Below are 22,693 nucleotides of genomic sequence, written 5' to 3'. Positions count from 1 at the left end.
GACGAGACCGTCGCCATCGTGCTCTGCGGCGTGAACACGGACCCGTCCGACCGCTGACTCGGGGCTCAGTCGGTCTCGCGGGGCTCGGCCGAGGCGCTGCGGCCCTCCCACGGCGTCGAGAGCACCACGGTCGTGCGGGTCGAGACGCTCGCGGCCGAGCGGATGCGCGCCAGCAGGTCCTCGAGGTCGCCGGGCGTCTGCACCCGCACCTTGAGGATGTAGCTCTCGACGCCGGCGACCGAGTGGCAGTCCTCGATCTCGGTGATGTGGCGCAGCCGCTCGGGCACGTCGTCGGGATCGCTCGGGTCGAAGGGCGTCACCGAGATGAGTGCCGTGAGCGGAAGCCCGAGCGCGTCGGGTGAGACCTGAGCGGTGTAGCCGGTGACGACGCCCCGTTCCTCGAGGCGCCGGACCCGCTGGTGCACCGCCGACGTCGACAGGCCCGTCGCCCTGCCGAGGTCCGTATAGCTCATCCTGCCGTCCGTGAGCAGCAGGCCGACGAGCCGGCGGTCGAGATCTTCCATGGCCCGAAGGCTAGTGCAGTGGACCACGCGCGTGGACGTCCTAGGGGTGAAGAGACGCGCGGATGACGGCGACGGTGGCTTCCGCGATCCGTCCGTGTCCCGCGGCGTTCGGGTGGTCGCCGTCCGGGGCGAGGTAGTGCGTCTCGTCGTAGGCGTACGTCGGGCCCTTGAACGCCGCGCGCAGGTCCACGTACTGCCATGTCGAGGCTGCGGCGCGGGACGCGACCACCGAGTTGACCTGGTCGGTGACGTACGCCGCCGTGTCGACGTAGGCCTGGCCCTTCGCGGCCGCGTACTGTCCTCCCAACCAGACGCTCCAGTAGTCCAGCAGCACGACCAGCACGGGCCGCCCCGAGGTCAGCTCCTGGATGCTGGCGGCGATCTCCTGCAGCCGACCGCTCATCGCCGAGACGGCGCCGTCGTAGCAGTGCGCGTCGTACCCGCAGGTCGGGCTGTAGAGGACGTCGTTGGCGCCGACCTCCAGCAGCAGGACGTCGGCCGTGCGGACGTGCGACCTGACCGTCTCGTCCGACCGCAGCTGCTCGAGGACGTCCGACGTCCTGTAGCCGGGGATCGAGTCGTTCGTGGTCAGGGTCTCCGTGCCGGAGACATCCTTCAGCTCGGCGCCGGTCAGCGCAGGGTACGGCGAGCAGTCACAGGCGCTTCCGTAGGGAACGGAGTCACCCAGGGCGACGATCTGCCAGTCGCCGACGTGTGTCGGCGTGGCGACCGCCGAGGCGGGTGCGGCCAGTGACGTCGAGGCGGTGGCGGACGGGCCCGCGGGGGTCGTGCTGTCGGCCACCGAGCATGCCAGGAGAGACATGCTCAGCCCGGCGAGGACCAGGAGGAGTGTGGTGAGACGCGTTCGCCCCATGAGTCGACGGTACGGCACCGCCGTCGCCGTGGTGCGCGGCGCCGAGACCGGTACCCTCTCGCGTATGCCGTCCCGAGCCCCCCGGATGCTCCTGCTCGACTCAGCGTCGCTCTACTTCCGCGCCTTCTTCGGCGTGCCCGAGGTGATCGGGCCGAGCGGCGTGCCGACCAACGCGGTGCGTGGACTGCTCGACATGATCGCCTCGCTCGTCGAGCGAGGTCGCCCGACGCACCTCGTCGCCTGCTGGGACAACGACTGGCGCCCGGCGTTCCGAGTCGAGGCCATCCCGTCCTACAAGGCCCACCGCGTCGCCGAGCCCGGGCCCGACGAGCTCGCCGGCGAGACCGTGCCCGAGGCCCTCGGCGTCCAGGTACCCATCATCGTCGACGCGCTGGCGGCGCTGGGCATCGCTCGGGTCGGCGTCGACGGCTACGAGGCCGACGACGTCATCGGCACGCTGGCCACCGCGTTCAGCGGCCGGATGCCCGTCGACATCGTCACGGGCGACCGCGACCTCTTCCAGCTCGTCGACGACGCGAACCAGGTGCGGGTCGTCTACACGGCCCGCGGCGGCGTACGCTCACCCGACCTCGTCGACGAGGCCTTCCTGGCGGAGAAGTACGGCGTGGCCACCGGACCCGCCTACGGCGACATGGCCGTGCTGCGGGGCGACACGAGCGACGGCCTGCCCGGCGTCGCGGGCATCGGCGAGAAGACCGCGGCCAAGCTCATCACCACCTACGGCACGCTCGAGGCGATCCGGGCCGCCATCGACGCCGGCGACCCGGCCATCAAGGGCGCCCAGCGCGCCCGACTCGAGGCCGCCAGCGACTACCTCGACGCCGCCCCGAGCGTCGTGGCCGTGGCCAAGGACGCCGCAGTGCCCGACATCGACCTGACTGCCCCGACGGCCGTGGCCGACCCAGCCCTGATGTCCCGCCTGGCCGTCGAGCACGGCCTCACGTCGTCCTTCGACCGGGTCATCTCCGCCCTCGGCATCGACTGACCCACGAGCCCCGCCAGGCCGTCCGAGACGTCACAGAACGGTTACCTTTGCGGCGGCCGGACGCGTCCGTGAGCGTCCCAGGGCTACCCGCGGGTCACCACAGGGCCTCGGAAAGGCGCATACTGAAGGGTGCCCACCCATGGAACGCCCGACCGTCGTCGCCACCTCTCCAGCAGCCCGTTCAGACCGGCCCCTGCTCCGGACATCGAGGAGTTCTCGGTCGGAGACCGGGTCTCTCACCTGCGTCACGGACTCGGCGTCGTCGTCTCGTGCAGCCCCGCCACCGTGACCCTCCGCTTCGAGTCCGGCGTGGTCCGCGTCAACAGCCCGTTCGAGCGTGTGACCCGGCTCTGAGCACCACCTGAGCACGACGCTCGTGCCCACGCTCGGCCTCGACCCCGCCCACGGGGCACTGAGGCTCGGCGCGGGCGAGCGAGGTGCTTCGGGGACCTCATGACCCGCCCCGCAGGTGCGGCACGACTCACCACGGGCATGACGAAAGGCCGGCCCCCGAGGGGACCGGCCTTCGTCGTGCGGACTGTGGGTCCGACGAGATCAGCGAGTGATCAGAGAGCGCGGACGCGCATCGCCTGCGGGCCCTTGGGGCCCTGCTCGACGTCGAACTCGACGGCCTGGTTCTCCTCGAGGCTACGGTAGCCGTTGCCCGTGATCTCCGAGTAGTGGACGAAGACGTCGGGACCCTCGGTCGGGGCGATGAAGCCGAAGCCCTTCTCCGAGTTGAACCACTTGACGGTTCCCTGTGCCATGTTTTTCTCCTTTGGGTGGAAGTGAGTCGTTGCTTGTCAGCGACCCCCGGTCGGCAGAGACGCGACCACTTTCCAGAAACCCTGAAGAAACAGTTGCGCTCGCAATGGCGTTCCTTGCGAGCGTGTGAAGACACGAGCACCAAAAACGTCGACCGGTGCCCCAACCATAGCCGACCGGGTGCTCGCGACGACAATCGTCCGGCTGCACGGAGGCGTCTCGGGGCCTCCGCCCTCAGTCGAGGCGGTCGGCCGCCACGACCCCGCGCAGGACGCCGTCACTGGCCCGCCGCGCCGTCGTCGCCAGCTCCGGGTCCGCCGCGTCGGTCAGCTGACCCAGCAGGTCGATGACCTGCTTGCACCGACGCACGAAGTCGCCGGCCGCGAGGTCGGTCCCCCGCAGCACGTCCTCGAGGCGCTGCCCGCTCGCCCACCGGTGCATGGCCCACGCGAGGCCACCGTCCGGCATACCCGTGCGTGGGAGCGTCAGGGCCCCCTCGGCATCCTCGAGGTCGGACCAGATCCGGATCATCCGGTCGTACGCCTCGCGCACGTCGTCGTTGGGCCACCGCGGCGTGAGTCCGGTCTCCTCCCGGCGCGGCTCGTGCACGAGCGTCGACACGATGGCGGCCAGCGACGGCGGGTCGAGGCGGCGCCAGACCCCCTCGCGCAGCGACTCGGCGGCGAGCAGGTCCTTCTCGGTGTAGAGCTGGCGCAGGCGGTCGCCGTCGACGGTGACCGTCTGACCGCCGACGCCGAGGTAGCCCATCTCGACGAGCAGCTCGCAGATGCGGTCGAACGTCTTGGCGACGGAGTTCGTGCGGCCGTCGATCTTGCGCTGGATGCCGTCGGTCTCACGCCGCAGGCGCCACCAGCGCTCAGCCCAACGGGCGTGGTTCTCGCGGTCGGGGCAGCGGTGGCACGGGTGCGCCTTCATCTGCCGACGCAGCTCGTCGACACGGTCGTCCGTCGGGTCGCCGTCGGACGCTCGGCGACGTGGCGGCGGGTCGTGCGGCATCGTCGCGCGCAGGGTCGCCGCCAGCTCGCGACGGGCCTTGGGGTTGCGGGCGTTGAACTGCTTGGGCACGCGCATCGACCCGAGCGGCTCCAGGGGCGTCGGCACGTCGTGCAGGGTCAGCCGGCGCAGCTGGTGGTCCTCGGTGACGACGGCGGGCGACGCCGACTCCCCCTTGCCGCCACGGTTGGGCATGACGACGACGGCCAGACCGCTGTGGCGTCCGGCGGGGATGCGCACGATGTCACCGATCTTCAGCGACTCCAGGGAGATCGCCGCGGCCGTGCGCATCGACGCCGACCGGGCCCTGGCCCCCTCCTTCTCGACGTCGCGGATCTCGTTGCGGATCGCGGCGTACTCGGAGAAGTCGCCGAGGTGGCACGTCATGTGCTCGGCGTAGCCGGCAAGGGCCTCCTCGTTGCGGCGTACCGTGCGGACGAAGCCCACGACGGCCCGGTCGGCCTGGAACTGGGCGAACGACGTCTCGAGGATCTCGCGGGCGCTGTCGCGACCGAACTGGCGCACGAGGTTGACGGCCATGTTGTAGGTCGGCCGGAAGCTCGAACGCAGCGGGTAGGTGCGCGTCGAGGCGAGGCCCGCGACCCCCGCAGGGTCGAGGCCACGGTTCCAGAGGACGACGGCATGGCCTTCGATGTCGATGCCGCGGCGACCGGCACGTCCGGTGAGCTGGGTGTACTCCGCGGGCGAGATGTCGACGTGGTTCTCGCCGTTGAACTTCACGAGCTTCTCGAGCACGACCGTCCGCGCCGGCATGTTGATGCCCAGCGCCAGGGTCTCCGTCGCGAAGACGGCCCTGACCCGGCCGGCGGTGAACAGCTCTTCGACGATCTCGCGGAAGGTCGGCAGCATGCCGGCGTGGTGGGCGGCGAACCCACGGGCGAGGCCGTCGACGAAGTCCCAGTAGCCGAGCACCGAGAGGTCCTCCTCGGCCAGGCCCTGGATGCGCTCCTCGACGAGGCGACGGTTGGCCTCACCCTCGGACTCGGGGATGAGGCGCATGCCGCTCGACAGCAGCTGCCCGACGGCGCCGTCGCAGCCCGCGCGGCTGAAGATGAAGGTGATCGCCGGCAGCAGTCCCTCGCGCTCGAGGCGCCCGATGACCTCGGCGCGGGTGGCCCCGCCGCCGGGACGACCACCACGGGCGAAGCCACGTCCGCCGTCGCCGCCACCGGGCCCGCGCAGGGCCGGGGTGTCGGCGCCGCGCCGACCTCGACCGGCCCAGTCGTCCCGTCCGCCGCGCTCCCCGCCCCCGGACCCGCCCCGCGCGCCCTTGCCGCGCGGACGGCCCTTGTCGCGACCCCCGCGCGAGCTGACCCAGTGCGAGTCCCACGCCCCCCGACCCTCGGTGCCGCGGATGGCGTGCACGAGGTCGGGGTTGACGCTCACCGAGTAGCGACCCGGTGCGTCCACGAAGTGCTCGTCGTCCTCGCGGCCGTCGCGCTCCTCGACGAAGAGGTCGAAGAGGGTCTGGCCGACCATCATGTGCTGCCACAGCGGCACGGGACGGTGCTCCGAGACGATGACCTCGGTGTCGCCGCGCACCTCCCCGAGCCAGGCGCCGAACTCCTCGGCGTTGCTCACCGTCGCCGACAGCGACACGACGCTGACGTCCGGAGGCAGGTGGATGATGACCTCCTCCCACACCGCCCCGCGGAAACGGTCGGCGAGGTAGTGGACCTCGTCCATGACGACCCAGCCGAGCCCGCGAAGGGTCGTCGAGCCCGCGTACATCATGTTGCGCAGGACCTCGGTCGTCATGACGACGATCGGGGCCTCGCCGTTGATCGAGGCGTCACCGGTCAGCAGGCCGACCCGGTCGGCGCCGTGGACGCGCACGAGGTCGGCGTACTTCTGGTTGGACAGGGCCTTGATCGGGGTCGTGTAGAACGCCTTGCGTCCCGTCGCGAGGGCCAGGTGTACCGCGAACTCGCCGACGATCGTCTTGCCGGCTCCCGTGGGAGCCGCCACGAGGACGCCACGGCCCTCCTCGACGGCGCGACAGGCCTCGGTCTGGAAGTCGTCGAGCGGGAAGTCGAGACGCGCGGCGAACTCCGCGAGCCTCGGCCACGTGGCGATCACGAGGGCACCTCCATCGGGGCCACGACGCGCAGGGCACCGGGCACGACCTCGGCGTCGATCGGTAGGTCGGCGAACGTCTCGCCATCTGCCTGTGAGTGGATACCGCTCGCCTCCAAGCGAACTCGCCGGGCGCGATGGATCTCGACGGCCGGGTGGGTGGTGTGGGTTCCGGAGTAGACCTTGGGAAAGACCCGGAGGAACGACGGGATCGACAGCGCGTGGACGATCATGACGTCGAAGAGACCGTCGGTGACGTCGGCATCGGGACACACGCGCATGCCCCCGCCGAAGGACGTCGTGTTGGCGACGGCCACGAGCATCGCCCGCGTCTCGAGGCGGTGACCGTCGAGCTCGACGGCGTACGGGATGGGGCGGAAGACCGGGAGCTCACGCATGACCGCGAGGTTGTAGCGCATCTGCCCCCGCGGCCAGGTCATGCGCTGCGCGCGCGCGTTGACGACGGCGTCGAAGCCGGCACCGAGGACGCCACCGAACCACGTCTCGCCCGCCACGCCGTGGGTCACGCGACCGAGGTCGATCTCGCGCGTCCGGCCATCGGCGAGGAGCGCGACCGCCCCGCGGGGGTCACGGACCGGTAGGCCGAGGTTGCGGGCGAAGTCGTTGCCCGTGCCGGCGGCGACGACGGCGAGGCGCGACGTCGTACCGGCGCAGAGGTTGACCCCGAGGTGGACCATGCCGTCACCCCCGACGACGACCACCGTGCCGACGCCGTCGGCCACGGCCTCGCGGGCCCGCGTGCGGGCCTGCTGGTAGTTGCTGCCCGAGACGTCGACGACGTCATGACCCGCCTGGAGGAGCAGCCTGCGCGTCTCCTCGCCCATCGCTCGGCCGACGCCCTTCCCCGAGGTGGGGTTGACGATCAGGGCGACACGCTGGGACACACCCGAACGCTACAGGGCAGAGGCCTCGTCGTCGGGGACGTCCAACCAGTCGGGCTTGTGCTCCTCCTTGCGCCGGTCGAGCAGGAAGGCGACCCCGACCGAGGCGAAGTAGAGCAGCACCATGGGACTGGCGAGGAAGAGCATGGTGTAGGCGTCGGGCGTCGGGGTCATGACCGCCGCGAAGACGAGGATGATCATGACAGCCGGGCGCCAGCCCTTGAGCATGGCCTGCGCCCGGAGCACGCCCACGAGGTTGAGCGCGACGAGGAACACCGGGAGCAGGAACGCGCACCCGAAGGCGACGATGAACTTGAGGACGAAGTTGAGGTACTGCGAGCCGTCCTGCAGGTTGTAGGCACCCTCGGGAGTGAAGCCGAGCAGCACCGCCACGGCCTTGGGCACCATGATGAACGCGAAGAAGCACCCCGCGAGGAAGAGCGGCACCGCGGCGACGACGAAGAGCCGGGCGAGCAGCTTCTCCTTCTTCGTCAGGCCAGGGACGATGAAGCCCCAGATCTGGAAGAGCCAGACCGGCGAGGCGAGGATGAGCCCGACGGACAGCGAGGTCGTCAGCTGGAGCGCGAAGGCGTCCGTCATGCCGGCGAAGTTGATGTTGACGACGCCCTCGCGGCCGACCTGCAGCTCCCGCAGGGGCTTGGTCAGGGCGTTGATGACCTGGTCGTAGTAGATCCAACCCAGGACCCCGCCGATGACGATGGCGATGGCGCTGATCGTGATGCGGTTGCGCAGCTCACGGAGGTGATCGCCGAGCGACATCCGCCCCTCGGGGTCGCGCTGGCGTCGCAGTGACGGCATTCAGGAGGCTCCGTGTGATGGGTTCGGGATCCGACCCACTCAGAACGTCGTGTCGCGACGGGTGTCGTCGGTGGTCGACGTCGGCGTCGTCGTCGGGCTGGAGGCGGCGGCACGGAGGCGGTCGGCCTCGGCGCGGGCCTCGGCGGCGCGGCGCTCGGCGTCGGCGAGACGGGCCTCGGCAGCGCGGCGCTCGGCTTCGGCGTCCACGACGTCACCCGGCACCGTCGTCTTCGAGGCGTCGCTCGGGACGGGCTTGCCGTCCTTCTTCAGCTCGTCGACCTCGGACTTGAAGACCCGGGCGGAGCGGCCGAGGCTGCGGGCCATGTCGGGGAGCTTCTTCCAGCCGAACAGGGCGATGAGCACGACCGCGATGATGATGAGTTCGGGGGCACCCAGGTTGGGCATGGTTACGTCTCCTCGTCGAAAGCCGGTCCGGATCCGAACCGTCATGGTGCAGCCTCGGTGCTGCAGGTCTCCAGCATACGTGCGTCCGCCACCACCTCGACCGTGCGACGCCCGGGAGAACGGCGAACTGGCCGCTATGTGGACATCCGTGGTCACCTGATGGACACCAGTCCTCCGTCCCCTCACCCTCGCCGGCGCGTCGGAGGTCAGCCGTTCGGGTCGTACGCAGCCAGCGCCGATCGAGCCTCCACGGCGACCGCCTCGACGAGCTCGGGCGGCTGGAGCACCCGCGCCTCTCCCCCGAGACGCAGCACGAGCCGACGCACGAGGGCGGGGTCGGCCACCTTGAGCGTGACCCGCAGCGACCCGTCGGGGCCGCGCTCGACGCCCTCGTTGGGGTAGTAGTCGGCGATCCACGCCGCCCACCGGCTGGCCTCGATGACGACGGTGACGTCGTTCTCGCCGGGGACGAAGACGTCGTCGAGGTCGCGCGGACGGGCGTCCGCCGGCGGCGTGCCGTCGACGTCGAGCACCGAGGCGTCCTCGATGCGGTCGAGCCGGAAGAGCCGGACGTCCTCGGCGCGATGGCAGTAGCCCTCGACGTACCACTGGGCGTCGAGGTTGAGGATCCGCATGATGTCGACGTCGCGCTCGGTCGACTCGTCACGCGTCGCGACGTAGTAGCGCAGGTGGACCCGCCGACCGCGGGCGAAGGCGTCCTTGAGGGTCGCCATGGCCGGGTGCTGGCTCCCGTCGTCGAGGTCGAGGTCGATCCGGCCCGTGGGCTCGCCGACGGTCGTCGCGGCCGCTGCGCGGATCTTCGCGAGGGTGCGCTCGGCGACGTCGGAGCCGACGAGCGTCGACCCCAGGGCCTGCAGGCCGGCGGTCAGGGTCACGGCCTCGTCACGCGTCAGGCGCATCGGGGCCGCGATGTCGTCGGCGTTGTCGAGGTAGATGTGGCCGCTGTCCCACTGGGCGTCGATGAGCTCGGCATGGCCGTAGCCGGGCGTGCCGCAGACGAAGAGCAGCTCGAGGTCCTCGACGACCTGCTGCGCGTCGACGCCGAACTCCTGTGCCGCCTCGGCGATCGACACGCCCCGGTGCTGCAGCAGCCACGGGACCATGTCGAGCAGCCGACCCAGGCGCTGCGTGGCCGTCTCGGGGGCGCGCCGTGCCGCATTGCGTCGTGGGGCGCTCATGCGTGGTCCTCCATCTGCACCTGCACGTCGTCGGGATGCCCCACCTGCCCCGCCGGCACCTCCTGCGCCTCCAGCACGGCCTGCAGCGCGGACCTCACCCCGACGACGAGCTCGGGCGGCGAGACGGCGACGGCGTGCGTGCCGAGGGCGACGACGTCGCGCTCGGTCGTGCCGCGGCGGTAGGGCACCTCGATCTCGGCCCATCGCTCGTCGACCTCGGTCGTGCGCTGGGCGTGCCGACGCAGGGTGTGGCCCCTCCCGTGCCGCACCCGCACGACGGCCGTGCCCTCGGGCTCGGGCAGCTGCGCCTCGAGGGCCACCTCGGGCACGTGGTCGGACGGGACGGCATACGAACCCGCCCGTCCCTTGCGACGGACGGTGCCCTCGAAGCGGCTCAGGCGGAAGGCGCGCTCGTCACCGCGGTCGACGTCGAAGCCGGTGAGATACCAGCGGCCGTGCCAGTTCTTCAGCGCCCAGGGCTGCACGTGACGGGTCGTGAGCTCGCCGTCGTTCCTGCGGTAGTCGAAGGTGATGGGCTGCAGGGCCGACACCGCGGCGTGGACGGCCTCGAAGGCCGGCTCCTTGGTGCGGATGCGCGGCTCGGCACCGGCGGCCACGGACTCGTCGATCTCGACGCCCGAGAGGCGCAGCTTGCGCAGGCCCGCGGACGCGGCGCCCGAGATGCTCGCCGTGGACCACGCACGGGCGGCCAGCGCCAGCGCGGCGACCTCGTCGGCCTCGAAGCTGATAGCGGGCAGCGTGGTCTCGCTCGCGTCGATGCGGTAGCCAACCTCGTCGTCGAAGAGGACGTCGAGGACCGTCGTCGTGATGGGGATGCCCATCTCGCGCAGCTCGTCCTTGTCCCGCTCGAACATCCGGTCGAAGGCCTCGTCGGAGGTCGCAGCGGCGTAGGCCGGCAGCGACTCGCGGATCTTCTGCTTCGAGACCGGTCGCCGCGCGGACTTCAGCGCGAGGATGAGGTTGAGCAGCCGTTCGGTCTTGTCGGCCGAGGCAGACGCAGGGCTCATCGAGACCTTCCTGAGAGGGGCGCGGCGCGTGGGGGCAGTCCGACGCTACCCGAACATGCGATCGAATAGGGTCACCCCATGATCCAGTGGCGCCGGGGTGTCGTGGTCGAGGTGCGCTCTCGCTGGGCGGGTGCGGTCGAGTATGCCGTCCGGCTGGCGTCCGGTGACGTCGTCCGGGCGCTCGGCTACGTCGACGTCGTCGGCGACCTCACCCCCGGGACCGCCGTGCTGCTCAACACGACCGCCCTCGAACGTGGCCTGGGCACCGGCGGCCTCGCCATCGTCGTCGCCGCACCCGACGCGCTCCCCCCTCCCGTCGACGACGTCACGGCCGTCCCGGGCCACGTCGTCAAGGCGCGCTACACGCCCTCCCAGACGATGGTCCTCGGCGTGGACGAGCAGGACAGCGAGCACCACGCGGTGCTCGCCGATGCCGACGACGTCGCAGGCCTTCCGGTCGTCGTGGCCGACCTCCACTCAGCCCTGCCCGCGGTGCTCGCGGGCGTGCGTGACGCCGCGCCGTCCCTGCGGATCGCGTACGTCATGACCGACGGCGGTGCGTTGCCCATCGACTTCTCCCGGACGGTGGCCGGGCTGCGCGAGGCCGGCTGGCTCGAGGCGGCGATCACGGTCGGGCAGGCCTTCGGCGGCGATCTCGAGGCGGTGAACGTCCACACCGGCCTGCTGGCCGCGCACCACGTCGTCGGCGCCGACCTCGTCGTCGTGTCGCAGGGGCCGGGCAACCTCGGCACGGGCACGCGGTGGGGCTTCTCCGGCACCTCGGCGGGCGAGGCCGTCAACGCTGCGGGGACCCTCGGCGGCCGTCCCGTCTGCTCCCTGCGGATCTCTGAGGCCGACCCGCGCGAGCGCCACCGCGGGGTCTCGCATCACAGCCTGACGGCATACGCCCGCGTCGCGCTCGTGCCCGGCGACGTGCCGGTGCCGCTGCTCCCCGGCGACGTGGGCGTGCGGGTGCTCGAGCAGGCTCGGGCCCTGTGCACCGCGAGCCGGGGACGGCTGACGCTCCGTGAGGTGGCGACCGACGGGCTCGACGCGGCGTTGCGCGACACACCGGTGCTCCTGCGGACGATGGGGCGCGGGTACGACGACGACCGCGCCGGATTCCTCGGCGCGGCCGTCGCGGGGCGGTATGCCGCCCAGTTGGTTCTCGCGGGTCGCTGACCCCTCAGGGCCGGCGAGCGAAGCGAGCCAGAGCTACTTCACGTCGTCGAGGTCGACGACGAAGATCAAGGCCTCACCGGGCTTGATGGCAGCGCCCGCGCCCCGCTCGCCGTAGGCGAGCTGGGCCGGGATCGTCAGCTTGCGCCGACCGCCCACCTTCATGCCCTCGATGCCCTTGTCCCAGCCGGGGATGACCATGCCGACGCCGAGACGGAAGTCGAGGGCGCTGCCGCGGTTCCAGGACGAGTCGAACTCCTCGCCCGTCGAGTGCGCGACGCCGACGTAGTGGGCGCTGACCGTGTCACCGGCCTTCGCCTCACGGCCGTCACCCTCGATGAGGTCCTCGACGACGAGGTCGACGGGCGCGTCACCCTCCGGGAAGTCGATCTCGGGCTTCGTGCGGTTGGGGTCGAGTGCCATGCTGCGTGTTCCCTTTCGTTCGTGAACTCGGTCGGTGGTGCGGTGGGTGCCGCGGTCAGTACGCGTCGAGGATGTCGACGACGAAGACGAGCGTGTCGGTGCCGGAGATCTTGGGCGCGCTGCCGGCCTTGCCGTAGCCGTCCGCCGGCGGGATGACGAGGAGCACGCGGCTACCCACCTTCTTGCCCACGAGCGTCTTGTCCCAACCGGGGATGACGCCGCCGACGCCGATCGGGAAGTCCGCGGCCGCGCCCCGCTGCCACGAGGAGTCGAAGACGCTGCCGTCCTTCCAGAGGACGCCGTGGTACTGGGCGCTGATGGTCTGGCCCTTCTGGACCGTCGCGCCGGTGCCCTGGACGAGCGTGGCCTGCTGCGTCGTCGTCGGGGCCGCCGTCTTGGGCACCGTGACGGTCGGCTCCTTGGTCGGGCCGTTCTTGAACTCGACGGTGGGCAGCCCGGCGGGTGCCGCGGTCTGGGCCCCGTCGACCTGGGTCAGAGGCGTGTGGACGTCCTGGATGTCGGCGACGACGACGATGGTGTCGGTGCCCTTGACGCCGAGCTGGTCGTTGCCGGCGGTGCCGAAGCCCTTCTCGGGCGGGATCGTGAAGGCGATGCGGCCGCCCTTGGTGGCACCGACGAGGCCCTCGGTGAAGCCGGCGACGATGTCGGTGCGGCCGAGGCGGTAGGCCTCCGCGGAGCGACCGGCGGCATAGCCGTCGTCGAGGAGCTTGCCGCTCGTCCCGTTGTAGATCTGGGCCCGCAGGCGCACGGTGTCGGCCTTGGTCGCAGCCTTGCCGGTGCCCGGGGTCAGCACCTTGTGCTCGACGGCCTTGGAGCTGATCGGCGTCGCACCGAGGGCGACCTTGGGGGCCGTCTTGAGGTCGACGGCGCCGGTGGCGGTGACACCCTTGAGGGCAGCCGAGGCCGCGACGGTCGTCGTGGCAGAACCGGAGGAGCCGGACGAGCTGGCCCCGCACGCGGCGAGGGTGGTCAGGCCGAGGGCAGCGATCAGGGCAACGGCCGTGCGAGCGGCCGGACGGTTGGGACGCACAGGTGAAGACTTTCGGTCGGGGCGGGCGGGCGTGGAGGTCCCGCAGGGCAAATCCCGGCCACTGTAACGCTCACCCTTGTGCGCGCTTCACAGCGCACTGACAGGTCCGCAGAGGTCCGGCCGCCACCCGTGGTCAGAGCGGGCGCTGGATCGTGGGAGACCGGTCGATGGTCTCCATGAGGCGCTCGACCCGCTCGTCCGCCGAGCGGAACGGGTCCTTGCACAGCACGGTGCGCTGCGCCTGGTCGTTGAGCTTGAGGTGCACCCAGTCGACCGTGAAGTCCCGGCCGTGGGCCTGCGCGGCGCGGATGAAGTCGCCGCGCAGCTTGGCCCGGGTCGTCTGCGGCGGGCGCACCTTCGCCTCGAAGATCTCGACGTCGGAGGAGACGCGGGCCGTCCGCCCGTGGCGCTGGAGCAGGTAGAACAGGCCGCGCCGGCGGTTGATGTCGTGGTAGGCGAGGTCGATCTGCTGGATCCTGGCGTCGGTGAGCGCGAGCCCGTGCTTCGCGCGGTAGCGCTCGATGAGGCGGTACTTGATGACCCAGTCGATCTCGGTGTCGATCGCGCCGAGGTCACCCGACCTGATGGCATCGAGGGCCCGGCCCCACAGGTCGATGACCTGCTTCGTGTCAGGGCTGTCCATCCCCTCGCGGTCGACGAACTCGATGGCCTTGTCGAGGTACTCGCGCTGCATGTCGAGGGAGGACAGCTCTCGGCCGTTGGCGAGCCGCACGGTGGCCCGCCCCGTCGGGTCGTGGCTCATCGTCCGGATCGCGCGGATGGGATTCTCCATGGAGAGGTCGCGCATGACGACGCCCGACTCGATCATCCGCAGCACGAGGTCGGCGCTGCCCACCTTGAGCAGGTTGGTCGTCTCGGACATGTTGGAGTCGCCGACGATGACGTGCAGCCGGCGGTACTTCTCGGCGTCGGCGTGCGGCTCGTCGCGGGTGTTGATGATGGGCCGGCTGCGGGTCGTCGCCGACGACACGCCCTCCCAGATGTGGTCGGCGCGCTGGCTCACCGCGAAGCTCGCGCCATGGGCGGTGGCCACGACCTTGCCCGCACCGCAGATGATCTGGCGGCTGATGAGGAACGGGATGAACATGTCGGAGACGCGCTGGAAGTCCCCGGAGCGCCCGTAGAGGTAGTTCTCGTGGCAGCCGTAGGAGTTGCCGGCGGAGTCGGTGTTGTTCTTGAAGACGAAGATCTCGCCCTCGACGCCGTCGTCACGCAGCCTGCCTTGGGCGTCCTCGACGAGACCCTCGAGGATGCGCTCTCCCGCCTTGTCCTGGATGACGAGCTCGCGCACGGAGTCGCACTCGGCCGTGGCGTACTCCGGATGGGACCCCACGTCGAGGTAGAGCCGGGCGCCGTTGCCGAGGAAGACGTTGCTCGACCGGCCCCAGGCGACGACGCGGCGGAAGAGGTAGCGGGCGACCTCGTCCGGAGTCAGGCGACGTTGGCCCTGCGTCGTGCAGGTGACGCCGTACTCGTTCTCGATCCCGAAGATCCGCCGCTCCATGAACCAACTCTAGGCGGCGGGTCCCGCGGCCGTCAGGCCACGACCACTCGTCGGCGCGGCTGCTCGCGTCCACCAGGGCCGCGAGCAGCCGCGCCGAAGGAGGTGCTCGGGCACCCGACCGGCCCTCCCCGACGGTGGCCGAGGGTTGCGGCTCGGGTCTGCGTCTCGGTGTCGCGACGATCGCTCCGGCACGGTGTCCCACAGGTCGACGTCTGTGATAGTCAGTCTGGTGTGGCTGTCACAATGGCCGCTGTCCCCTCTTGCCGAACCCCTCCACGATCCCCTGCATTGGACGGAAATGATCGACAGACCGCACTTCAAGTTCTCCCGCCGCGGCTATGAGCCCGAAGAGGTTGACTCCTTCATCGAGTCGCAGAACCGCACCCTGCAGGCGGCCAAGAAGGACGCCGCCGAGAGGAGCGTCGAGCTGACCAAGCTCAACGCGGCCCTCACCGACCTCCGGGGACAGCTGGGGCAGCAGTCGCGGGTCATGGCCGACCTCAAGAAGAACAGCACACCTGCAGCGGCACAGACGTTCGCCGACCTCGGTGAGCGCATCGCCCAGATCCTGTCGCTCGCCGACCAGGAGGCCGGTGAGATGCGCACTCGGGCCAACGGCGAGGCCGACGAGATCCGCGAGCGCGCCCACCGCGCCGCGGCCGAGCTCAAGGCGACGACCGCGACCTACGCCGAGCAGGCCCGCGCCCGCGCCGACGAGGAAGCAGTCCGCATCATCGCGCAGGCCAACCGCGAGGCCCAGGCCATCGTGGCCGAGGCCCAGAGCGTCACGGCGGCCCAGCGCCAGGAGGCCGCGGCGGAGTACGAGTCGCACCGCCTCAAGGCCTCCACCGCCTCGGCCGAGCTCGAGGTCAAGCTCGCCGCGCGCCGCGAGTCGGCCGACGCCGAGTTCGAGGCCCGTCGCCAGCAGCAGGAGGCCGCGTTCAACGAGAGCGAGTCCCGCCTGCGTCAGCTGACCGAGCGTGCCGAGCACGACGCGCACGAGATGCGGGCCAGGGCCGAGCGCCTGCTCGAGAACGCCCAGGCCCAGTCCGACCAGATCGTGTCCGAGGCGCGCGACCACGCTTCGCGCCTGCGCGAGGAGTCCGACCGCGAGCTCGCCGCGGCCACGGCCCAGCGCGACAGCATCACCGCCCAGCTCGGCAACGTCCGTCAGATGCTCGCCACCCTCGGTGGCGGTGCCCTCATGGACACGCTCGGTGCCCCCGACAAACCGGCGCAGCCGCCCCAGGTGGCCGACGTCCAGCAGCCGGTCCCGGCCGTCCAGCAGGCATCCGACGCCGACGACGAGAGCGAACAGGCCTCCCCCCAGGTCCTCTCCTCCGAGGCCGAGCAGGCCGAGCAGGCCGACGAGGACGCTCAGCCCGCCGCCGAGTCCGACGCCGAGCAGGGCGACGACGAGCAGCACGACGCAGAGGGCGAGAACCCGGCGTACGGCTCGGACCAGTCGTCGTACTACCAGCGCAACGCCTCGAGCGGCCGGGTCGGCGCCACGCGCCGCTGACGCACCCGCCTCGGCCCCGGAGCCGGGGTCACGGCACACCGCGCGACACGAAGGCCGCCCACCATCTCGGTGGGCGGCCTTCGTCTGTGCACCACGAGTCGGTGCCTGGTCGTCAGCCCGGTGGTGTCGGGGATCCGGGACCGTCCACGGAACCGCCTGAGCTCGCCGGACCGCCGTCGCCTGCAGCGGGCTCCGTCCCACCCGCGCCCGCAGATGCATCGGCGGGTGCGGGCGTCTCCCCCAGCAGCCTCGTCAGCAACGGACCGACGATGCGCCGGAACGAGCGGCGGGGACGGTCGCGGTCGAGCACCGCCACCTCGAGCTGGCCCTCGTCGAGGGCGCGGCGCTCGCCGTTCTCGCCGGCGCCGAGCACGTCGACGGCCAGTCGCAGGACCTCGGCGAGGGTCATGCCCGGCCGCCACCCGGTACCGAGACGCTCCTCGGCGGCGTCGCTGGCACCACCCATGGCCACGAAGCCCTGCTCGTCGGCGACCGACCCGTCGTAGGTGAGCCGGAAGATCTGGTCGGCGTCGCTGTCGACCCCGACCTCGGCCACGACGATCTCGATCTCGAACGGCTTGGACTCCTGGGTGAACACCGCGCCGAGCGTCTGGGCGTACGTGTTGGCGAGGGCCCGCGCCGTGACGTCGGTGCGGTCGTAGGAGTAGCCGCGCAGGTCGGCATACCGGATGCCGGCGACCCGCAGGCTCTCGAACTCGTTGTAGCGACCGACCGCGGCGAAGGCGATGCGGTCGTAGATCTCGGACACCTTGTGCAGGGCCCGCGACGGGTTCTCGGCGACGAAGGCGATGCCGCGGTCGTAGCCGACGACGATGACCGAACGTCCACGCGCGATCCCCTTGCGCGCGAAGTCGGCCCGGTCCTTCATGACCTGCTCGGGCGGGACGTAGAACGGCATGCTCATCGGGCACCTCCCGGGTTGTCGCGACGGGATGCCACGACACGCTGCACGTGCCCCTCGAGGACGTCGGCCGGCACGAACCGGGCGCCGGAGTGGTCGACGACGGCGACGGTCGGCCAGATCTGGCGGCCGAGGTCGGGGCCGCCGGTGGCGGAGTCGTCGTCGGCCGCGTCGTAGAGCGCCTCGATGGCGACCGACACGGCCTGCTGCTCCTCGAGACCCGGCCGCCACAGCTTCTTGAGGGCGCCGCGGGCGAAGACGGAGCCCGACCCGGTCGAGTGGTGGCCACCCTCGATGTAGCAGCCACCCGTGACGTCGTAGGAGTAGATCCGTCCGGTGGCCGACTCGAGGTCGAAGCCGGCATACGTCGGGACGACGGTGAGGCCCTGCATGGCGAGGGAGAGGTTGCCCCGGATCATCGAGGCGAGGCGGTTGGCCTTGCCCTCGAGCGACATGATGGCGCCCTCGATCTTCTCGTAGTGCTCGAGCTCGACCTGGTAGAGCCGGACGAGCTCGATCGCGATCCCGGCCGTGCCGGCGATCCCGACCACGCTGTAGTCGTCGGCGGCGAAGACCTTCTCCATGTCCCGGTTGGCGATGACGTTGCCCATGGTGGCGCGACGGTCGCCGGCCATGACGACACCCCCGTCGAAGAGCAGCGAGACGATGGTCGTCCCGTGCGGCGCCTCGATGCTCGCCCCGGAGGGCAGGCGTCGACCCGAAGGGAGCAGCTCAGGACGGTAGGCGGAGACGAACTCGCTGAAGGACGATGACCCCGCGCTGAGGAACGCGTCGTCCAGGCGCCGAGGCCGCCCCGTGGACCACTGGGTCACTGGCCGCCCTTCTGGACGAAACCGCGGACGAACTCCTCGGCGTTCGACTCGAGGACACCGTCGATCTCGTCGAGGACGCTGTCGATGTCGTCGGACAGGCCCTCCTTGACGGCAGCGCCGGCGGGCGCCGTCGGAGGTGCCTCCGGTGTCTCCGGCGGCTCCTCGTCACGACGCTGCGGCTTGACGTGCTCCTGACCCGGCATGGCTACCTCCCAGACGTGGACGACCTCGTCCCCCGACCCTAACCCGTGCGCGCCCCGTGGTCCGAGCACCCGCCACCGACGGTGGACGCGCCTCTCCCCCGGCGCTGCTCACGGCGGTGCCCGGGAACCGTCCTAGTCGGGCGTGGCCAGGCCGCGGAGCAGCTCGCCCACGTCGGCGCTCTGCTCGAGCAGCGTGCCGACCTGGGCCCGGGTGCCCCGCTCCGGCTCGAGGATGGGGACCCGCTGGAGGCTGGCCCGACCCGGTACGTCGAAGACGACCGAGTCCCAGCTGGCCGAGAAGACCTGGCCGGTGAAGCGGCGAACGCACTCGCCGCGGAACCACGCGCGCGTGTCCTCCGGCGGCGTCGTCTGGGCCGCCTTGACCTCCTCGGGCGTCACGAGGTCGCGGAGCAGCCCGCGGTCGCGCAGGCGGTGGACGAGTCCCTTCTCGGGGCGGACGTCAGCCCACTGGATGTCGATGGCCGCGAGGCGGTGGTCGTCCCAGGCCAGGCCGTCACGGGCCCGATAGCCCTCGAGCAGCTGCAGCTTGGCGACCCAGTCGAGCAGGGCTGCACACGACATGACGTCGCGCCCCAGACCGGTGAGGACCTCCTCCCACAGGCCCATGACCTCGGCGGTCGCCTCCGCCTCGGGGTCGTCGCCACGCCGGTCGAGCCAGGCGCGCGCGGCCTCGAGGTACATCCACTGGAGGTCGAGCGCCGTCACCCTGCGTCCGTCGACGAGCTCGACGGTGGCGGTGAGCGCCGGGTCGTGTGAGACGGTCTGGAGAGCGGCGACCGGTCGGCGCACCGACCAGTCCTCGGTGAGATGGCCGTCCTCGATCATCCCGAGCACGAGCGAGGTCGTGCCGGTCTTGAGGAGGGTCGCGACGTCGAGGTGGTTCGCGTCGCCGATGATCACGTGGAGGCGCCGGTAGCGGTCGGCCACGGCGTGCGGCTCGTCGCGGGTGTTGATGATCGGGCGCTTGAGGGTCGTCTCGAGGCCGACCTCGGTCTCGAAGAAGTCTGCACGCTGGGAGATCTGGTAGCCCGCTCCCCTGCTGTCGACGCCGATCCCGACCCGGCCGGCACCGCAGACGACCTGACGCGTGACGAAGAACGGGATGAGGTGTCGCACGATCTCGGGGAAGGGGGTGCGCCGCGGCATGAGGTAGTTCTCGTGCGTGCCGTAGGACTGGCCCTTGCCGTCGGCGTTGTTCTTGTAGAGGTTGACCGGTGGCTGCCCGGGACGGGCGGCGAGCAGGCGCACCGACTCGAGCGCGATCGCGTCGCCCGCCCGGTCCCAGGTCACGGCGTCGCGCGGCAGGGTGACCTCGGGAGAGCTGTACTCGGGGTGGGCGTGGTCGACGTAGTAGCGGGCGCCGTTGGTCAGCACGACGTTGGCGAGCGTCGGGTCCTCGACGTCGGTCAGCTGGCTCGGGTCGGCGGTCTGCCGGTCGAGCTGCCAGCCGCGCGCGTCGCGCAGCGGGTCCTCGAAGGCGTAGTCCCAGCTCGACTGGTTGGACCGGATCCCCTGCGCGGCTGCGTACACGCTGATGACCTGGCCCGACAGGAACATCGGGTTGGCCATCGGGTCGCCGGGCACGGAGATGCCGTACTCGGTCTCGAGCCCCATGATCCGCCGCACCGTCATGGCCCGACGATAACCGTCCCGACCGCGCACGCCGCGTCCGGACTCCTCCGGACCGAGGGCGTATGCCGTCCGGCCGCGGCTAGATGGCCCCGACCTTCTGCAGCCGGTTGAGCGAGAACCACCCGAACGGGATCGGCAGCCAGTATGTCGCGAGCCGGTAGAGCAGGACGGACGAGACGGCGGTGCCGCTGTCGACGCCGATGGAGATGAGCCCGAAGGACATCGCGGCCTCGATGCCACCCAGGCCACCGGGCGTCGGGACCGCCGAGCCGACGATGGCGCCGGCGAAGTAGACGACGGCGATGGCTGCGACCGGAGCGTCGTCACCGAAGGCCCTCGTGGCGCACACGAGCGCGGCGACGAACGACATGTCGAGCACGAGAGCGCCGCCGAGCAGCTGCGCGAGCTTGACCGGGTGCTGGAGGACCGCGAGGACCTGCGGGACGGCGGACTTGACCTGTGGGAGCACGCGGTCGGTGAGCAGCGCGCGCACCTTCGGCAGGGCCAGCAGCCCGAGGGCGAGGATGACGACGACGAGGATGGCCGCGACGAGGACCGGTGAGGGGCTGAACGAGACGGCCGGTCCAGTGCCGGCCAGGACACCGGAGATGACGAGCAGGACGAAGTACGAGCAGAACTGGGCGACTTGGGCGACGCCGACGCTGGCGCCGGCGATCGTCGGGGAGAGGCCGGAGGTCTGCAGGTAGCGGGTGTTGAGCGCGATGTTGCCGACAGCAGCCGGGGCCACGAGGCCGCTGAAGGCCACGGCGAGCTGCGTCATGTAGGTCCGGATGAACCTCAGGTGGATCTGGACGGCGCCTGCGAGCGCGATGGAGGCGCCCGCGAAGGTGGCGGCCGCGAAGAGCGCCACCAGGGCGGCCCAGCGCCAGTCGGCCGTGCTGACCACCTGGCCGAGGTCGACCTGCGCGAGCTGCGTCAGGAGCAGGTAGCCGGCGATGCCCCCACCGAGCAGGGTGACGACGCCGCGCGCCGTGATGCGACGCAGCTGGACGGGCTCGACGGCCTCGGCCTTGGGGCGCAGGGCGACGAGCCGCTCGCGCAGCTCCCCCATGACCGACTTGGACTGCTTGAGCGCCACACGCGCGTCGGGACTCAGGGCGACCGGCTGGAGCACGGGAACGGCCCGCAGGACGGCGTCCTCGCCGAGGGCTGCCACGGCCGAGTCCACGGTCCGCTCGGGGCCGACGGCCAGGGCCACCGTCGTGAGCAGCTGAGCGAGGTCGATGCGCAGGCTGATGTCGTCGGCCGCGACGTCCCCGCTGCCGAGCCGGGACAGGGCGACCCGTCCGTGGTCGTCGACGAGGATCGCCGACGGTCCGAGCTGGCGGTGCACGATGCGACGTCGGTGCAAGGTGGCTGCGAGCCGCCAGATCGCAGCGAGACGAGCGTCGTCGAGGTCACCGTCGACCTCGGTGAGCGGGACGCCCTGCGGCTCGTCGTAGGCGATGACCGCAGAGAACGGACCGACCTCGGACACCGCGACCGGCCGGGGGGCGCGGATGCCGGCGTCGTGCAACGCGAGACCCATCAGGGTCCGGTGCTCGATCTCGGAGCGCAGCGTCAGTGCAGGCGGTCTGGTGAAGCCGCTCCGCAGCCGCAGCACGCGCAGCAGGCGGCGACCCGAGGCGAGCCCGAAGGTGTCGCGGTCGATGACGTGCACGTCGAGCGTTCCGTCGTGGGTGGTCCCGATGTAGCGGCGGTCCCCGGCATCGTTGGCGTCGAAGAGCTCGAGGCGGGTCAGCGGCACACCGCCCGAGACGAGCACCGCGGCCACGTCCACCCCCGGTGGGCGGGTGGAGGTCACGCCGAAGGCGAGGCGGAAGGCGAGGCCGACGATCCATCCGAGCAGGAGCGAGCTGACGAGGGCCGCGAGGGTCATGGCCCCCGAGAGCAGGGTCGTGACGAGCGTCGCGATGACGACGACCGTCGCGATCGGCGAGATCCACTTGCGGCCGGAGATGTCGGCGACGGTGAGCAGCGCGACCATCGAGACGATGACGATGTCGAGCGGACCGGTGCGGCCCGTGGCCGTGGGCCGGGTCAGCACGTCGGTGAGGAAACCGCCGTTGCCCGACTGGACGAGGACGGCGAGCACGATGACGAGGACGCCGCCGACGACAGCGGCACCGAGCGCCTGGATGAGCTGCATGGGACGACGGCGCACGAGCAGGTCCGCGCCCACGCCGATCGGCAGGAGCAGGACGCCGATGCCGCTCATCCAACCGAGGAGCGTGAGCAGCAGCCGGGGCAGCCCGCTCGTCGCATCGGTGAGGTCCTGCTCGACCGCACCGCGCGTGCCTGAGGCGATGTCGGCCGCGACGAGACCGAGCACGAGGAACACGACGGCCGCGGCCAGGCGCACGCCGTCGACGGGGCGGCGCACCCGTTCGGGGATGGGCGGCTCGATGACCTCGACCCCGGGCAGGCCGCCGTCACCGGTCGCGGCGCCGGCGCCGGCGTCGTCTCTGGCGTCGGCTGCGGCGTCGGCTCCGGCTCCGGCGTCGGCGTCATCTCCGGCGTCATCTCCGGCCTCGGAGACCGGATCCCCCACCGTCGCGTCTGCGTGCTCCTCACGCTCCTCGGCCTGGTCCTGCTCGTGCTCCGCCGTCCGGCGCATGGTCTCCCCCGTGGTGTCGTCCGAGGCCTCGGTGGGTCGGGAGACGGCCCCGTCCGTGGGGGGCTGCGTCCTCTCCGAGTCGCCGGGCATGGGCCAATCCTGCCTGAGGTG

Annotated in this window: 21 protein-coding genes; 4 read left to right on the top strand and 17 right to left on the bottom strand. The window is 71.3% G+C overall.

All coding sequences use genetic code 11. The features are described from left to right. Positions 1-65: 65 nt before the first annotated feature. Entirely contained in the window at positions 66-524 is a 459-nt protein-coding gene (locus tag NR112_RS17350; protein WP_256795548.1) for an Lrp/AsnC family transcriptional regulator, read from the bottom strand. A 40-nt stretch (positions 525-564) separates the two neighbouring features. Further along, a complete protein-coding gene (locus tag NR112_RS17345; protein ID WP_256795547.1) occupies positions 565-1,398 on the bottom strand; it encodes an SGNH/GDSL hydrolase family protein in 834 nt (277 codons plus the stop codon). Positions 1,399-1,483: 85 nt separating this feature from the next. Here NR112_RS17345 and NR112_RS17340 point away from each other — a divergent pair, with 85 nt between their 5' ends. Both NR112_RS17340 and NR112_RS17335 read left to right on the top strand, forming a co-directional pair. Continuing rightward, a complete protein-coding gene (locus NR112_RS17340) occupies positions 1,484-2,404 on the top strand; it encodes a 5'-3' exonuclease H3TH domain-containing protein (RefSeq protein WP_374512955.1) in 921 nt (306 codons plus the stop codon). 129 nt (positions 2,405-2,533) lie between these two features. Further along, positions 2,534-2,758, top strand: a complete 225-nt coding sequence (locus NR112_RS17335; protein WP_256795546.1) for a hypothetical protein — start codon at positions 2,534-2,536, stop codon at positions 2,756-2,758. A 212-nt stretch (positions 2,759-2,970) separates the two neighbouring features. Here NR112_RS17335 and NR112_RS17330 read toward each other — a convergent pair whose 3' ends face one another. The 7 genes from NR112_RS17330 to NR112_RS17300 all read right to left on the bottom strand — a co-directional run bounded on the left by NR112_RS17330 (position 2,971) and on the right by NR112_RS17300 (position 10,633). Then, positions 2,971-3,171: a cold-shock protein gene (locus NR112_RS17330; RefSeq protein ID WP_020144233.1), complete on the bottom strand. Its 201-nt coding sequence runs from the start codon at positions 3,169-3,171 to the stop codon at positions 2,971-2,973. Between the two features lie 232 nt (positions 3,172-3,403). Beyond that, on the bottom strand, positions 3,404-6,283 hold the full coding sequence (locus tag NR112_RS17325) for an RNA helicase (RefSeq protein ID WP_256795545.1): 2,880 nt from the start codon (positions 6,281-6,283) through the stop codon (positions 3,404-3,406). Continuing rightward, on the bottom strand, positions 6,280-7,185 hold the full coding sequence (locus NR112_RS17320) for a YegS/Rv2252/BmrU family lipid kinase (protein ID WP_256795544.1): 906 nt from the start codon (positions 7,183-7,185) through the stop codon (positions 6,280-6,282). The genes NR112_RS17325 and NR112_RS17320 overlap by 4 nt, the downstream gene beginning before the upstream one ends. 9 nt (positions 7,186-7,194) lie before the next feature. Beyond that, entirely contained in the window at positions 7,195-8,001 is an 807-nt protein-coding gene (gene tatC, locus NR112_RS17315; RefSeq protein ID WP_256795543.1) for a twin-arginine translocase subunit TatC, read from the bottom strand. Positions 8,002-8,040: 39 nt separating this feature from the next. Then, positions 8,041-8,406 (bottom strand): Sec-independent protein translocase subunit TatA, encoded by a 366-nt coding sequence (gene tatA, locus NR112_RS17310; protein ID WP_256795542.1) that lies wholly within the window; start codon positions 8,404-8,406, stop codon positions 8,041-8,043. A 206-nt stretch (positions 8,407-8,612) separates the two neighbouring features. Beyond that, positions 8,613-9,605 (bottom strand): YafY family protein, encoded by a 993-nt coding sequence (locus NR112_RS17305; protein WP_256795541.1) that lies wholly within the window; start codon positions 9,603-9,605, stop codon positions 8,613-8,615. After that, positions 9,602-10,633, bottom strand: coding sequence for a YafY family protein (locus tag NR112_RS17300; RefSeq protein ID WP_256795540.1), 1,032 nt, complete (start codon positions 10,631-10,633; stop codon positions 9,602-9,604). Before NR112_RS17300 ends, NR112_RS17305 begins: the two co-directional genes overlap by 4 nt. 78 nt (positions 10,634-10,711) lie before the next feature. On the opposite strand from NR112_RS17300, the gene NR112_RS17295 reads away from it, so the two are divergent. Further along, positions 10,712-11,815 carry a DUF3866 family protein gene (locus NR112_RS17295; RefSeq protein ID WP_256795539.1) on the top strand — a complete coding sequence of 368 codons (1,104 nt, stop codon included), beginning with the start codon at positions 10,712-10,714 and terminating at the stop codon, positions 11,813-11,815. Positions 11,816-11,848: 33 nt separating this feature from the next. Here NR112_RS17295 and NR112_RS17290 read toward each other — a convergent pair whose 3' ends face one another. The 3 genes from NR112_RS17290 to pafA all read right to left on the bottom strand — a co-directional run bounded on the left by NR112_RS17290 (position 11,849) and on the right by pafA (position 14,811). Beyond that, positions 11,849-12,235, bottom strand: a complete 387-nt coding sequence (locus tag NR112_RS17290) for an FKBP-type peptidyl-prolyl cis-trans isomerase (RefSeq protein ID WP_256795538.1) — start codon at positions 12,233-12,235, stop codon at positions 11,849-11,851. 55 nt (positions 12,236-12,290) lie between these two features. Next, complete coding sequence (locus NR112_RS17285) at positions 12,291-13,286, bottom strand: FKBP-type peptidyl-prolyl cis-trans isomerase (RefSeq protein WP_256795537.1); 996 nt, start codon at positions 13,284-13,286, stop codon at positions 12,291-12,293. Positions 13,287-13,419: 133 nt separating this feature from the next. After that, on the bottom strand, positions 13,420-14,811 hold the full coding sequence (pafA, locus tag NR112_RS17280; protein WP_256795536.1) for a Pup--protein ligase: 1,392 nt from the start codon (positions 14,809-14,811) through the stop codon (positions 13,420-13,422). Positions 14,812-15,109: 298 nt separating this feature from the next. Here pafA and NR112_RS17275 point away from each other — a divergent pair, with 298 nt between their 5' ends. After that, entirely contained in the window at positions 15,110-16,333 is a 1,224-nt protein-coding gene (locus NR112_RS17275; RefSeq protein ID WP_256795535.1) for a hypothetical protein, read from the top strand. A gap of 112 nt (positions 16,334-16,445) precedes the next feature. On the opposite strand, the gene prcA is transcribed toward NR112_RS17275, so the two are convergent. The 5 genes from prcA to NR112_RS17250 form a co-directional block, all read right to left on the bottom strand. Beyond that, the gene (gene prcA, locus NR112_RS17270) at positions 16,446-17,258 is read right to left on the bottom strand and encodes a proteasome subunit alpha (RefSeq protein WP_256795534.1); all 813 of its coding nucleotides are present in this window, start codon (positions 17,256-17,258) and stop codon (positions 16,446-16,448) included. Beyond that, entirely contained in the window at positions 17,255-18,088 is an 834-nt protein-coding gene (gene prcB, locus NR112_RS17265; protein WP_256795533.1) for a proteasome subunit beta, read from the bottom strand. The genes prcA and prcB overlap by 4 nt, the downstream gene beginning before the upstream one ends. Then, positions 18,085-18,291 (bottom strand): ubiquitin-like protein Pup, encoded by a 207-nt coding sequence (locus NR112_RS17260; RefSeq protein ID WP_056756869.1) that lies wholly within the window; start codon positions 18,289-18,291, stop codon positions 18,085-18,087. The genes prcB and NR112_RS17260 overlap by 4 nt, the downstream gene beginning before the upstream one ends. Before the next feature lie 132 nt (positions 18,292-18,423). Further along, entirely contained in the window at positions 18,424-19,944 is a 1,521-nt protein-coding gene (gene dop, locus NR112_RS17255; protein WP_306217361.1) for a depupylase/deamidase Dop, read from the bottom strand. Positions 19,945-20,023: 79 nt separating this feature from the next. After that, complete coding sequence (locus tag NR112_RS17250; protein ID WP_256795532.1) at positions 20,024-22,672, bottom strand: lysylphosphatidylglycerol synthase domain-containing protein; 2,649 nt, start codon at positions 22,670-22,672, stop codon at positions 20,024-20,026. Positions 22,673-22,693 lie beyond the last annotated feature (21 nt).

It is taken from the genome of Terrabacter sp. Ter38 (assembly GCF_024519435.1).
In the GTDB taxonomy this organism is placed as follows: Bacteria; Actinomycetota; Actinomycetes; order Actinomycetales; family Dermatophilaceae; genus Terrabacter.
Note: the sequence above shows the minus strand (reverse complement) of the source record. Positions and strands in the feature narration are given on the sequence as shown.

Coding starts and splice junctions, on each gene's coding strand:
- NR112_RS17350 (WP_256795548.1), bottom strand. CDS start 524: ATGGAAGATCTCGACCGCCGGCTCGTCGGCCTGCTGCTCACGGACGGC.
- NR112_RS17345 (WP_256795547.1), bottom strand. CDS start 1,398: ATGGGGCGAACGCGTCTCACCACACTCCTCCTGGTCCTCGCCGGGCTG.
- NR112_RS17340 (WP_374512955.1), top strand. CDS start 1,484: ATGCTCCTGCTCGACTCAGCGTCGCTCTACTTCCGCGCCTTCTTCGGC.
- NR112_RS17330 (WP_020144233.1), bottom strand. CDS start 3,171: ATGGCACAGGGAACCGTCAAGTGGTTCAACTCGGAGAAGGGCTTCGGC.
- tatC (WP_256795543.1), bottom strand. CDS start 8,001: ATGCCGTCACTGCGACGCCAGCGCGACCCCGAGGGGCGGATGTCGCTC.
- tatA (WP_256795542.1), bottom strand. CDS start 8,406: ATGCCCAACCTGGGTGCCCCCGAACTCATCATCATCGCGGTCGTGCTC.
- NR112_RS17305 (WP_256795541.1), bottom strand. CDS start 9,605: ATGAGCGCCCCACGACGCAATGCGGCACGGCGCGCCCCCGAGACGGCC.
- NR112_RS17300 (WP_256795540.1), bottom strand. CDS start 10,633: ATGAGCCCTGCGTCTGCCTCGGCCGACAAGACCGAACGGCTGCTCAAC.
- NR112_RS17295 (WP_256795539.1), top strand. CDS start 10,712: ATGATCCAGTGGCGCCGGGGTGTCGTGGTCGAGGTGCGCTCTCGCTGG.
- NR112_RS17290 (WP_256795538.1), bottom strand. CDS start 12,235: ATGGCACTCGACCCCAACCGCACGAAGCCCGAGATCGACTTCCCGGAG.
- pafA (WP_256795536.1), bottom strand. CDS start 14,811: ATGGAGCGGCGGATCTTCGGGATCGAGAACGAGTACGGCGTCACCTGC.
- NR112_RS17275 (WP_256795535.1), top strand. CDS start 15,110: ATGATCGACAGACCGCACTTCAAGTTCTCCCGCCGCGGCTATGAGCCC.
- prcA (WP_256795534.1), bottom strand. CDS start 17,258: ATGAGCATGCCGTTCTACGTCCCGCCCGAGCAGGTCATGAAGGACCGG.
- NR112_RS17260 (WP_056756869.1), bottom strand. CDS start 18,291: ATGCCGGGTCAGGAGCACGTCAAGCCGCAGCGTCGTGACGAGGAGCCG.
- dop (WP_306217361.1), bottom strand. CDS start 19,944: ATGACGGTGCGGCGGATCATGGGGCTCGAGACCGAGTACGGCATCTCC.
- NR112_RS17250 (WP_256795532.1), bottom strand. CDS start 22,672: ATGCCCGGCGACTCGGAGAGGACGCAGCCCCCCACGGACGGGGCCGTC.